This is a genomic window from Mycolicibacterium hodleri, assembly GCF_025822245.1.
Taxonomy (GTDB): Bacteria; Actinomycetota; Actinomycetes; order Mycobacteriales; family Mycobacteriaceae; genus Mycobacterium; species Mycobacterium hodleri.
Genome location: NZ_JACKTL010000079.1, coordinates 1 through 12,799, shown reverse-complemented (window position 1 = coordinate 12,799; position 12,799 = coordinate 1). Strand labels below are relative to the sequence as shown.

Annotated in this window: 10 protein-coding genes and 3 pseudogenes; all 13 read right to left on the bottom strand. The window is 61.8% G+C overall.

What is annotated here, in order from left to right:
* Positions 1 to 802 (bottom strand): aromatic ring-hydroxylating oxygenase subunit alpha (locus tag H7J06_RS32005; protein ID WP_443678426.1); only part of this gene is annotated, 802 nt, incomplete at its 3' end.
* Positions 803 to 1,066: 264 nt separating this feature from the next.
* Positions 1,067 to 1,264 (bottom strand): ferredoxin, encoded by a 198-nt coding sequence (locus tag H7J06_RS32000; RefSeq protein ID WP_036348106.1) that lies wholly within the window; start codon positions 1,262 to 1,264, stop codon positions 1,067 to 1,069.
* 30 nt (positions 1,265 to 1,294) lie between these two features.
* Positions 1,295 to 2,440 (bottom strand): FAS1-like dehydratase domain-containing protein, encoded by a 1,146-nt coding sequence (locus H7J06_RS31995; protein ID WP_264044051.1) that lies wholly within the window; start codon positions 2,438 to 2,440, stop codon positions 1,295 to 1,297.
* Entirely contained in the window at positions 2,427 to 2,885 is a 459-nt protein-coding gene (locus H7J06_RS31990; protein ID WP_264044050.1) for a Zn-ribbon domain-containing OB-fold protein, read from the bottom strand. Before H7J06_RS31990 ends, H7J06_RS31995 begins: the two co-directional genes overlap by 14 nt.
* A gap of 36 nt (positions 2,886 to 2,921) precedes the next feature.
* Positions 2,922 to 4,088 (bottom strand): thiolase C-terminal domain-containing protein, encoded by a 1,167-nt coding sequence (locus tag H7J06_RS31985; protein ID WP_264044049.1) that lies wholly within the window; start codon positions 4,086 to 4,088, stop codon positions 2,922 to 2,924.
* Complete coding sequence (locus H7J06_RS31980; protein ID WP_264044048.1) at positions 4,085 to 5,338, bottom strand: CaiB/BaiF CoA transferase family protein; 1,254 nt, start codon at positions 5,336 to 5,338, stop codon at positions 4,085 to 4,087. Before H7J06_RS31980 ends, H7J06_RS31985 begins: the two co-directional genes overlap by 4 nt.
* A 52-nt stretch (positions 5,339 to 5,390) precedes the next feature.
* Entirely contained in the window at positions 5,391 to 6,422 is a 1,032-nt protein-coding gene (locus H7J06_RS32535) for a 2,3-butanediol dehydrogenase (protein WP_264044046.1), read from the bottom strand.
* A gap of 106 nt (positions 6,423 to 6,528) precedes the next feature.
* Positions 6,529 to 7,071 carry an aromatic-ring-hydroxylating dioxygenase subunit beta gene (locus H7J06_RS31970; RefSeq protein WP_036348089.1) on the bottom strand — a complete coding sequence of 181 codons (543 nt, stop codon included), beginning with the start codon at positions 7,069 to 7,071 and terminating at the stop codon, positions 6,529 to 6,531.
* Positions 7,068 to 8,402 (bottom strand): Rieske 2Fe-2S domain-containing protein, encoded by a 1,335-nt coding sequence (locus tag H7J06_RS31965; RefSeq protein WP_264044058.1) that lies wholly within the window; start codon positions 8,400 to 8,402, stop codon positions 7,068 to 7,070. Before H7J06_RS31965 ends, H7J06_RS31970 begins: the two co-directional genes overlap by 4 nt.
* A gap of 297 nt (positions 8,403 to 8,699) precedes the next feature.
* Positions 8,700 to 9,177: pseudogene (locus tag H7J06_RS31960) on the bottom strand (MarR family winged helix-turn-helix transcriptional regulator).
* Positions 9,167 to 10,650: pseudogene (locus tag H7J06_RS31955) on the bottom strand (MFS transporter). The pseudogenes H7J06_RS31960 and H7J06_RS31955 overlap by 11 nt, the downstream one beginning before the upstream one ends.
* A gap of 132 nt (positions 10,651 to 10,782) precedes the next feature.
* Positions 10,783 to 11,640 carry an aldehyde dehydrogenase family protein gene (locus H7J06_RS31950; protein WP_264044056.1) on the bottom strand — a complete coding sequence of 286 codons (858 nt, stop codon included), beginning with the start codon at positions 11,638 to 11,640 and terminating at the stop codon, positions 10,783 to 10,785.
* 114 nt (positions 11,641 to 11,754) lie between these two features.
* Positions 11,755 to 12,699: pseudogene (locus H7J06_RS31945) on the bottom strand (IS3 family transposase); the annotation flags it as partial.
* Positions 12,700 to 12,799: the final 100 nt, after the last annotated feature.

The window sequence follows — 12,799 nt, the reverse complement described above, 5'->3', positions numbered from 1 at the left end:
TCCGAAACGACGTCTTCACACGGCCCTTCGAAAAACCACCCTGATCCTGTCGTTCACCGTGACGCCGGGAGTTTCTGCCGCCCGGGCCGATACCCACCTGTTCAACTGAGGCGTGAGTCGTCGCCCCGTGATAGGTATCGCCCAGAAAGTTTTCTGAAACGAACTTCCAATTTGATTTGATGCGCCACTTCTGCACCCCACGGAACACCTCGGTACCACCTTCCGTGCCATCGAAAGCATCAGCCAGGTTGTCCAGCCAATAGTGAAAGTCACCGACATACTCGTCGAAATCCGGGGCGGCGGGGTCCCAGCACGCGAAGATCAGGCCCTTGAAGTTGTGCACCTTGGCAGCCCTGACAAGTCCCCAGGCCGCTTTGTCAAGGCCGTTGCCGTAGGCCATGCCCTGCTGCGGCACACCGTGCAAATCCCCTGGAGTGGACACCAGCGAACCGTCCATCGAGTACGACCAGCCATGGTAGGGGCAGGTGAACTGCAGCGTACGGCCCTCGTCGTAGCGACACACCGCCATACCCCGATGTCGGCACGAATTGAGNANGACATTCACACCACCCTGAGCGTCACGGGTCAACAACACCGGATCCGAGCCCATCCTCGACGAGAAGAACTGACCCGGCGCAGACACCTGCGTGGCATGACCCACAAACAACCAGCTCCGCGGAAACAAATACTCCAACTCACGGTTGAAAATCGAAGCATCGGTGAAGATTTCNCGACTGATCTCCCCGCGATCGACATCGACGAGACTACGAGCGGTCGTGTCCGAACCGCCTGAAGTACTCATTTTTAACGTCATCGGTACCTTTCCCTTGCTGTAATGCCCGAATCACCCCGAGACAGCCGTAACTCAAATCACCACAAACCGTCACCGCGTCTGCCGGGCACCGATCTCACGCGTCGAAGTGGAAGTGGAGCCAGATCCTGATTGAGGATGCAATACACGAGAACTCATGTCGGTTGAAACGCAAGTACATTCGGGAACCAACTCGTCTCAACCATGGTCGACGCACTCACCCGCTGGTACTTGCGCCGTTCACGGCCGTCTCACTCAGGCCGTTTCGAGGCGTAGAGCCGAGACGGGGCAACTGCGAATCGCNGTGACGATCCTTGCCTCATCGCTCTCGGCTACCGTGTCATCAAGAATGACAACAGTTCCCGTATCACCGATGTCGAAGACGTCGGCCGCTGCAACGACACAGTTCGCGTAGCCCTGGCAGACCTCCACGTCCGCCTTGATAACACTCATCGGAACCCTCCTTCTCCTACAGAACTCTGATCAGCATTGCTTTTTGCCGTTGAGATGAATGGCGGCAACCCCTTGCGCCGCTTGCCGATCCCCGGCGAAGACACCGAATTGGAGATCTACGACGTCTGCGCCTGCCTGCGCATGCTTGCCGGTCACCGTCCATCGCGCCTGCACCACGTCGCCCGGGTGAACTGAGGCACTCATCTTAAACGGACCCAGNTGCACCAACCTGCCGCGAAGGCCCATCCANCGACGAAGCCCGGTCTCGAAAAGGGCTTCCAGGCCACGAGTATTGAAGATGATGTCGGNAAGCCCCGCGGCATGNGCGGCCGCGGCGCTGTGGTGTATCCCGGANAACATGCGATCCGCGGCAATGTTCATCACCATGCGCTGGTAAGTCAGGGCCAAGGCCGGCCCGCGCACTTGCGCACCGACCGTAACGTCGTCGAACTCGAGTGGCGTGTTCCAGTCGACACCGGTATCGGCATCGTCGACGGGGCGTGGGCTCCGACCTCGGTCGCCTTGCTGACCGACCGTAACGTCGTCGAACTCGAGTGGCGTGTTCCAGTCGACACCGGTATCGGCATCGTCGACGGGGCGTGGGCTCCGACCTCGGTCGCCTTGCTGGGCGCGGGCCGAAGTGCCGGGCTCAGGCCTGGAGGCGTCGTCTGGGTCGTAGTTGAAGACGGTATTTCGGTTGCGCGCGACCAGTTCTCCCGAAACCTTCACGTACTCCGACTCGTATTGCAGGAAGACTCCGGTACCCACCCGGGTGCGCTTCTGCTCTACCGAGATGATCGTCGTAGTCCCCTGCAACCTGTCCCCCAAGTACAGCGGTGTGTGGTACTGCCACTCGCTGCTGACGTTGACCGATCGGCTGAACGGCAGAGCCAGCGTGTCGGTGATGTTGCCCGTCATCTCCTGCCCGTCGACCAGATAGGGACTGGGCTGTCCGGGTGCCCAATACGGCGGCAGCCCCCACAGCGGGGTCATCGTCACCGGGGCCACAACGCCGAGGTACCCGTGCGCCTTCGCTGCCGCCTCGTCGTCATGCAGTGGGCAGGCAAAGGTGAAGACCTCCAGTTTGCGGCGGATGTCGTTCTGCGTCACCGAGTCGGCGCCCCGGAATCCGATCTTCTCACCGACACGATCGCGCAACTCGTCAGCGGCGGTCATTGCCCCGCACTTCCGCAGCGGGCAGCCGAAATGCCGGCAGCACAACATCATCGGCGACGTGCACATAGACAACCTCGACGGCCGCATCAACCAGCATCGCCGTCCGGTCGGCAACTACGCCCACCATCCGTGCCACCATCCGCACACCCTCATCCATTTCGACGACGGCGCACACGAACGGGACGGCCTCGTCGAACCCGGGATGCAGCGCGCGGTGAATAACCGTGTGGCTGAATACCACTCCCCTGCCCGACGACCTCTGCCAAGACCAGGCGTCACTGCCGCAGCCAGCACACGTCAGGCGAGGAACGTGACGCCAACGGCCGCACCCTGAACAACGCTGAAACGACAGCTCTTCACGTCGGCAATGCTCATAGAACTCCGCCGTGAGACCCTCCAGGGATGGCAACGGCGGTGCTGCGACATCCGGTCCCGTTCGTGTCACATCGGTCCCCTTGTGAACCGGCCAGTCACAACGCTGTCACCGACGCAATATCGCGAGAGCACCTGAACCCCATCCGCCGCCCATACCGGTCACTACCGCCAACTCCGCATTGTGGACCTGCCGCTGCGGTAAACCACCGCGCAGCTGCCGCACCGCCTCGACCAGATTGTTCATGCCTTGCACGTGGGCTTCGGATAACAAACCGCCGTTGAGATTCGTGGGCAACGAACCGTCCGCGGCGATACATCCGTCGAGAACGAAATCCGCTGCTTCGCCCGGCTTGCAGAACCCGGCCGATTCGATCTGCCGCAACACGTTGACAGTGAAACTGTCGTAAACCTCGAGCAGATCGATGTCAGACGGGGTGACACCAGCGTCGGCAAATGCGCGCGGCGCCGCCTCGGCAAGCCCAATCTCCAATGGGTCGGCCCTGTTGGCGAACTCATCGACGGGAAATGGGCGACCTTCGGCCACACTCATCACAAACACCGGCCGGTGCGGGCTGTCAGCCGCACGATCGGCCGCTGATACCACCACCGCCGCTGCGCCGTCGGTCTCCAGACTGCAATCGAACAAACGAAACGGCGTACTGATCGGTGGAGCGTCGAGGTAGTCCTGCATCGTCAGCTCACGGCCGCACATCACCGCATTCGAGTTGAGCTGCGCGTTAGCACGAAACGCGACTGCCACCGCCCCCATCGCTTCAGGCGGCACGTCATACTTGCGGACGTAGCGGTCGGCCACGAGCGCATACTGGTGCACGGCCGACACCGCGCCCTGTGGCGCGTAATAATCCCGGACAACCTTGCCTATCGCCATGTCCGCGCTCGATGCCATCCCGCGGGCACGCGGACCTGAGTACCCACACCAGCCCGCGGGAATGAGGACATGCCGCGCGACGCCCGACCAAACCGCCATCGCCGCAGTTGCCAGACCCGCCACACTTGCCGCGCCTCCGGTATGGGAAGTCACCGCGTAACGAACATTCGTCAGGCCAAGATTCGCGATGAAATCTTCGGCCGTGCCACCGTTGATCGGGCAGATGAGCCCATCGATCTCGCCAGCCGACAACCCGGCATCCACGATCGCGGCATGGGCCGCTTCGAGTTGCAGGCCAAGGTCCGTTGCCGACTCAGTGCCATCACGACGGTAGGCCGTATGACCAACGCCGACGATGCAAGCCTTGTCGCGCAGCGAACTCAATGCCCGGGAACCTCTCCGTCAACGTCGACCGCCCCGACGACACCACTCGACACCAGCGCCTCGTACTCCGAGTCGGCCAAGCCGAGCCACTCAGTCAGCACCTCTTGGCCGTGGATCCCGAGACGGGGCCCGGTGCTGCGCACGGATCCGGGAAAGTTCGTCAACCTCGGCACCACCCCGGTGACGCGGACCGGACCCAATTCCTGGTCAGCGACCTCGACCAGGCTCTCGCGAGCCGCGAACGTGGGACTGGAGAACATCTCTGCCGGCGTGAAGATCCGCGCAGCCACGACACCGGAGCTCGCGCAGGCCTTTTCGACGATATCGGAGTTGTTTTCGGCGAACCACTGGCGAACCATCTCGCCGAGCTCCTCGCGGTGCAACATCTGCAGTTCCTGAGTCGCGTACTTCGGATCGTTACGCAGAGTCGTGCCGCCCAGCAGTTCGAGCAGGCTCTGCACTGACCGAACGGTGCCGGTCGCCACGGTGTACCACACCCCATCGCCACTGAGATAAGTATCTGACACCGGTGACGGGCTGACCTGAAACTGATTGCCCTGACGCTCGGCAACAAAGTTCAACTGGTCATAAAGGATGACCTGCCAGTCGATACCACGAAACAGTGACTCGTAGAGAGCCAGGTCGATACATTCCCCATCGAAGCGATCCCCGATCGCTTCACGTTTGAACAGTGCTCCGGCAACAGCGAACGCACCCATGATTCCTGTCGTGACATCGCCCAGGGAGAAACCGAAATGCGTCGGTGGCCGGTCAGGATGCCCGGTGATGTGTACCGCTCCGCTCATGGCCTCGCCGACCCGTCCATATCCCGGCTTTGCGCTCTCCGGGCCGATTTGGCCGTACCCGGAAATCCGCAACATGATCAGCCGCGGGTTCGATGCGTGCAGCTCCTCCCATCCCAGTCCCCAACGCTCAAGCGTTCCCGGGCGGAAGTTTTCGATCACCACGTCTGCGCGTTCGACCATTTTGCGCACGAGCGCTTGCCCTTCGGCGAGCCGCAGATCGACAGCGACGCTTGACTTGTTCCGGGCCGCGGACTTCCACCAGAGGGGCACTCCGTCTTTACGAGGACCGGACCTACGCAACATGTCCCCCGAGCCGGGGTCTTCGATCTTGATGACCTGTGCTCCGAAGTCGCCGATCAGCGAGGCAGCGAAAGGCGCCGCGATCACGTGCCCCAGCTCGAGGATCGTCAGACCGTCGAACAGACTCTCCATATTCGCGGACACTTAACTCCTTTGGTGGGGCGGCGTGACAATCGACGGCGCGATACCGGTCGTGCTATGCCGATGGGTCGATCAGAATTTTTACGTGTGCATCGCGGTTGACGCGCAGTTCCTCGAGACCCTGACTGACCACGGCATCCAACGGGATCTCGTCGGTGATCAGTTCACCGAGGCTGATCGCCCCCGTAGCTAGTAAGTCAAGAATCGCCGGAACCTGGCGTTGCGCTTCGTAACAAAATGAAAAGCCAATATCTGCTTCGCGCATGACGCTTCGATTGATGTCGATACCGGCCGGGGCCTCCCAAATCGCCACGACCATCAATCGACCGCGGGGGCGCAGAACGCCCAGCGCCGCATCAAGCGCGGGTTGTACGCCCGCAGCGTCGAAGGAGACATCGACGCCGTTTCCGTTCGTCAACGTCCGAACCACCTCAACTGCATCCTCCGCCAGAGGATCGATTACGCGCGTAGCCCCGACCCGGTGGGCGGCAACGCGGCGCGTCGCCGAAACCTCACTGACGATGACCTGAGTCGCACCTTGAGCAAGGCAGAATTGCACCAGGGCAAGGCCGATCGGGCCGGCACCGGCGATGAAGACGGTCTCACCAGATGCCAGCTGGCTACGGCGAACAGCGTGGTACGCCGACGCGATCGGTTCAACGACGGCAGCCTCGGCGAGACTGATCTCATCCGGGATGCGAAACAACGCCTTCGTCGGCAACGACGCGTAGCGGGCAAGCGCTCCGTTGACAGCGAAGCCGATGAAACCGACTGCTCCGCAGAGTGCTTCAGCGCCCTGTTTGCAGAAGCCGCATTCACCGCAGCCGAAAACGCCGACGCCGCAAACCCGGTCACCTTCGGTGAACTCGCGCACGCCGGACCCGACGCCGACCACCGTCCCGGAATATTCGTGTCCAATGACGACCCCTGGCGCAGCATGCATCGGACCGGCGATGTACTCATGCAGGTCTGTGCCGCAGATCCCCGCTCGGGCCACCTCGATGACCACTTCGCCCGCACGTGGACTCGGGTCGGGAAGCTCTTCAATCCGCACGTCTTCGCGACCGTGATAAATAGCTGCGCGCACCTACCGGCCTACCTTAAGGACAGACCCAAATTCGCTCGGCCACAACGTTCGTGGGCCGGAGTTTCGGCGGAGGCGCCGCCGTAATGATGTCAAGCTCACCGGCACCTTAGATCCAGAATGACAGGTTGTGCGTGGGCAACGTGGTGTGATCCAGCAGGATCTCGCGCTGGACCAGTTTCAAACCCGTCTCGTCGCGACGAATAATGTCTCGGCGCTCGGCAGCGACTGTCTCCACCTTAGGCTCGTCTGCGCGCGTGCGCACCAGCAACGCATTCGACGTCACACGGTACTCATCGCCGTCCTCACCAGACCTGACCCTGACATTGGTGATGTAGTGCCGGATCCGCGACGGTGGATCCTCAGCCCAATCCGACGACGTTCGGTGCCGCTGAATACGCATCTTCAGACTCGTGTAGTTATCACTCAGGTGCATAGAGCGCTCAGAGAACCCCGGGCCACCTGCTCTGCGAAGCGTCTGACGGACGCGCGCGAAATAGTGCACATCCGGTGCCAGCAATTCCAGCCACTCTTCGAACTCATCGCGATCCAACAGATCGGCCTCGTCGAAAAGGAAGTCTTCGATTTCCTCGCGCACGTCGCGCGAAACCCTCGCAGCCTGAGGTGGATCCTGCGGCACCGTTGTCGTCATACGTTCTCATCCCTTCTCGGTGTGGCCAGATAGTCGAAGTACTGCTTCCAGTACTCGCGCTGATTCTGTTCGGCGTAGCCACTGGCCAACGGTCGTCCCGGGCCCAGCCACGTTGGATCAGGAGCCAGATTGTCCAGTCCCATCTCCAGGTTCAGCTCCACACCACCAGCCAACTCGCCGCGTGTTCCCTTGGTAATAGCCTGGAATATCTCGGCGTCATCCTGCTCGAAGACACCCCCGACCCCGAACGTCCGAACATAAGTCTCAAACGACTGCTGCTTGAACTCTTCGGGCGCGTTGCGCTCCACGAAGAACCACGACCACACCTCCATACGAGCTGCGTCCAAGGGACGCCATTGCCGCAAGGTCAGAATGGGCATCGGCATAGACTGCCCGTCCTTGGCGATGAAGGCGTTCAAGAAGGACAAGTTCGGGAACACATTGCCATGAATGAACATCGTCCGTTTCAGCAACTCGCCATGGACGTCATCGCCGTAACCCTCGCTGAGACCGGAGACGACTTCCTCGGGATAGCCCATGTACGGCGGTGCGGGTATGCCGGGTGGTGCGCCTAGAACGCCCGCCCCGTGCCCGCCCGATAGGCTGACGTGGGCCGGCGAAACGGCCACATTATCGGGCGGTAACAACCCCAGCTCGCACATCGAACGGTGCGTCATGACCGTGTGATAGCCGTCCCCAACAAAGTTATCGGCGCCGGTCTTCCAGTTCGCGTCAATCACCCAACGCTGCGGGGCACCCCACGCCTCAAGGCCGGCCGGGCTCTTCTTCATCATCAAGTCGATATACCAGCGCATGTCCCCGAGGTACTCATCCAGTCCCGGCGCCTCATCCGAGACGCACCCGAAGACAAGGCCCGCGTACGAGTCCAGCATCGGCAGAGCGCGCAACCCTAGCCGACTCTTGTCGAACGCAGCACCGTACACTGCCTGCTGCGCAGGTATCGCGATGAGATCACCGTTGTTTCGATAGGTCCAACCGTGGTACGGACACTGGAACGCCGACTCATTCCCAGACTCGGTTCGGCAAAGCAGCGTGCCGCGGTGCCGACACGAGTTCGACATCGCCCGAATCGTCATATCCTGCTGCCGCGCGACAATAATTGAGTTATCAGCGATGTAGCGCACTACATAGTCACCCGCATTGGGGATCTCGTCTTCGTGGCAGAGAAACTGCCAGGTCCTACCAAATACTCGCTTCAATTCAAGCTCGTAAAGCGCTGCATTAGCGATGAGAGACGCAGGGAGGCGACCCTTTAGGATCGAGCCGCGCGCATTCTCTAATGTTCGCATCGTCGTCGCATCAGGCGCCATCGAATCCACCGGGCGCACCTTCCTATCGATTTGTGATTTGTGCCCGTAGAACGTGAGCACTCATGTGGGCTACACCACACGGAAGCTTACATAGGATGATAACTGTTTGCAAGCTATTATTTAGGCCACCGCGGTAACGGCGGTATCAGCCGGCATCCCCTCGCAGACCGACGTCTGCCACCCAGGACTCCAACCGAACAGGGTTCTTCTCGACACTCGCGGCCCTTGGTCCACCAATCCCGCCATCTGACCCGACTTCTGCAGACCCCACAGCGACCCTGGCATGTTGCAGGTTCGCTAGGCCGGACTGAGAGTCGTTCGTTGAGCGATCCGGCCGCGGCTTTCATTCAGTGTTTGGCGGCGGCGCTGACTCTTGCTATCGCATCGCGCAGCGCCCTCAGTTCATTACCCTCAAGTGCCGCAAGCGCTTCGGGAGCCGGGTCGTCGACCGCATTGATGGTGGCCACCATCGACCAGCCGGCGTCGGTCAGTGAGACCACTTTGTACCGCCGGTTGGTGGGAATAGTCTGACGCATGACTAGGCCGCGGTCCTCCAGATCGTTGACGGACACCGTGGCCGCCGGGGATCGATTGTCACGGCGTGCGCGACCTCTGTGACGGTCATCGAACCGCGGGACAGCCGGAGCAGGATCCGGATGCGACTGAAAGGTAGGCCCGTCTGGTCGACGGTCGCTCGCCTCCAACTGTCGCGGTTGTCGGTGACCAGTGCGGTCATCGCGCGCCAGACCTCGTCCGCTTCCGGATTACGCGACATCGGCAGCCTCCCGTCGCGGATCGGTTCCTGCGATCAGCGGCGCCAGATGCTCTGCTGAGCGCAGCGCGCGCTTCGACGTCGAGTAGACACCGAGCGTGAAGATCAGCACACCAACTCCAGCGAACACTAGCCATAGGGGCTGGGCGGAGACCGCGAAATCGACGTTGGTGTCGCCCAATGCCGCACCAGCGACCGGGCCGCATATGGCCACACCGATGGCGACGCCCACCTGTCGGCTCGTGGATGTGATAGCCGCCGCCGCACCGGCGCGGTCGGTCGGCATACCGCTGACGGCCGCGGTTGTGACCGGTGCGTTCACCATCGAAGTACCGACGCCGAAAACCGCAAAGGCGACCAGCATTTGCCATTGCGGGGTAGCGTCGCTCATCTGCGCGAGCATGAGAGTCGCGGCGACGATCAATGCGCCGGCGATCATCAGCGACGGTCTGGCACCAAATCGCCCCACCAGCCGGCCAGACAAGGGCGAGAAGATGAATGCGCCGACGGCCACGGGCAGAAACATCAGCCCGGTGTTCACCGCTGAAAGCCCGCGCTCCCCTTGCAAATAGATTGACATCATGAACAGGAACGCGCCCCATGCAGCGAATGCGCACACCGCGATGGCCGTCGCCGAAGCAAACGGGATGCTGCGGAAGAATCGGAGCTCGACGAACGGGTCGAGGCGGCGTGACTCGTAGCGCAGGAATGTCGCGAAGGCCAGCGCTGCGAGGCAACAGCTAACGACGACGCGGGTGTCGGCCCAGCCCATCCCTGGCCCTTCGATGAGCACGAACACCAGTCCGAACAGGAAGACCATGCCCAGGACCAAGCCGATCAGGTCGACGTGGCGCATGGTGACCGACTTGGATTCGGGAACGAAGATCGCGGTCAACAGCACCGCTAGCAAGCAGATCGGCACGTTGATCCAGAACACTGCTCGCCAGTCAACATACTCGAGAAGTATTCCGCCCATGATCGGACCCAAGGCCATCGAGATGCCAACGACGCCCCCCCATAAGCCGATGACGCGCGCGCGCTCCACCCTGCCGGTGAACACCTGCGTGACGATCGACAACCCAGCAGGAGTGAGCATCGAACCGCCGATCGCCTGCAGGAAGCGGGCGCCGATCAGCGTTTCGACGTTGGGAGCCACGCTGCACAGCAGGGAGGCCGACGCAAAGATTGTCAACCCGATCTGCAACGTACGCCGCCGACCGAATCGGTCGGCCATGGCACCCGAGAGCAGCAACAGCGAGGCCACCATCAAGGTGTAAGCGAGGCCACCATCAAGGTGTAGATGTCAAAGACCCACTGCATTTGCGAAGGCGACGCCGAAAGGCCGGCGCGCATGCTCGGGACTGCGACGTTAATGATGGTCACGTCGATCGACACAATGAGCACGCTCAGGCAGCAGGACGCCAAGACGAAGGCCTTGCGCCGCGCGCTCAGCTGTCGGCCGACGTTTTCATTCACGCGGCTGGTCGACTGCGTCGGCACGGCGGACGACAACTCGTCGCCAACCGCGTTGCTGTGCCTCGTATCTGGTCTCCCGTTCACCGGATCCGAACGGCACGACGACCGAATGTGGCCGGCAATCACAGGAGGCTAGTCCAAGGTGACGGTTACGGCTTTGACTTGTGTATAGGATAGCAATTCCTCCGTGGACTCTTCGGATCCAACACCTGACGATTTCCGGCCGCCGAACGGCAACCCCCAGTAGTGGCGTGCACTGCCGTTTATCCAGACGTAGCCGGCATCGAGTCCCGCAGCCATGCGATGGGCTTGGCGGAGGTCGTTGGTCCACACCGCCGCTGTCAATCCGAAGTCGACGCCATTGGCAACTTCGACCGCCTCGGCCTCGTCACGGACGGTCAGCACCGAAAGAACGGGCCCGAAGATCTCGTCGCGGGCGACATCGGCTTGTGGTGCCACGTCGCCCAACACGGTCGGAGCGACATACCAGCCTTTGCTACCAACACCCTGCGCGCGTCCTCCACCAGTAAGTACGCTGGCACCGGCTGCCCGTCCTGACTCGATAGCCCGCAGCGACTTCGAGTATTGCGCTTGGTCGATGACGGGTCCCATGTCTGTGCCCTCAGCGAGCGGGTGGCCTACCTTGATGGCAGCGACCTGATCTACGACCGACTTAATGACCTCGTCAGCGATCGCCTCGTGCAGCAGCAGTCTGCTTGTTGATCCACAAGATTGGCCCGCGGTGGTGGTGAAGTTCATCCCTGCGACGGCGCTTTTCGCCGCCGCCTCCAGATCGGCGTCCGGCATGACGATCATCGGGTTCTTGCCGCCGAGTTCCAGCGTGACGTATTTGACGCCGTGCTCTGCAGCCAACCGCTGGATATGCCTACCCGTGCCAGGGGAGCCGATGAAGCCGATTCGCCGGACCAATGGATGAGCGACCAGCGCGGCGCCCGCAGTTGCGCCATGCCCAGTTACGACCCCAAACAGGCCCTCTGATCCACCCCGGCATGTCGGGAGGCTCTGTTATTTGAGTGCCTCCTCGGTATGAGGGTGCCGTTGGCGATGGTAGTAGAGGGCTTCGGCCCGGTCGGGTGTCAGGTCCTGGCAGTATCCATTGGGCCGCTGCCGGTTGTAGAAAGCCACCCACTCGGCGGTTCCCAGCGATAGCTCGGTGGCACCGGGAAACAGCGGCTGAAGGTCGATGAGTTCGGTCTTGTAACTGCTGTTCACCGATTCGGCCAGAGCGTTGTCGAAGCTATCGCCCACCGATCCCACTGACGGCACGATCCCCTCACCGAGCCAGGCGGTCGGTGAACGCGACCGCCGCATATTGAGATCCCGCATCGCTGTGATGGATGAGAGACTCCAAAGAGGTTGCACCAGAACGCTTCCTGGTGTCTATGGCGTGATTTATTGCATCAGTCACCAGTTTCTGGGTCATCTCGGTGGCGACCTTCCAGCCCACGATCTTGCGGGCATAAACATCGGTGACGAATGCCGTGTAAGCCCAGCCGGCGCGGGTCCGGCAATAGGTGAAATCGGCCACCCACAACCGGTCGGGTGCGCCGGCGACGAAATTGCGCCGGACCCGATCCGGGGCCCGCGTCGCCGCCGGATCGGCGACGGTGGTGCGTACCCGGCGGCGCTTGCACGCACCCCGCCAACCCATCTCTCGCATCACCCGCTCCACGACACAGCGAGACACGTCGAGTCCGTTGGTGCGCAACACGATCCATGTCTTCCGGGCACCCAGAACCTTGTACAGCGACTGCGACTTACGCAGCCGCCAGATCGCGTCGATGACCGCGGCGTCAGCCCAGTCGGTCTTCGACGGACCACTCTGGCGGGCGCGGTGGGCGTAATACGTCGACGGGGCGATCGTGACGCCGAACTCTGAAAGCACGGCGCACATCGACTCGACACCCCACTTGAGACCATCAGCGCCCACCCGCGTGTGCTGGTGGGCGCTGATGAACTCCACGACTACTGAGACGGCCGGTCGAGCTCGGCGGCGAAGAAAACCGAGGCCGCCTTCAAGATCGCGTTGGTTATCTAGGGTCGCGAGGAAGCTGTTCACGATGTAGACGACACGCGTTCGAAGTTGTCGGGAAATGCGTTGTAGACCGATTATCTTCGGTGTCTGTGA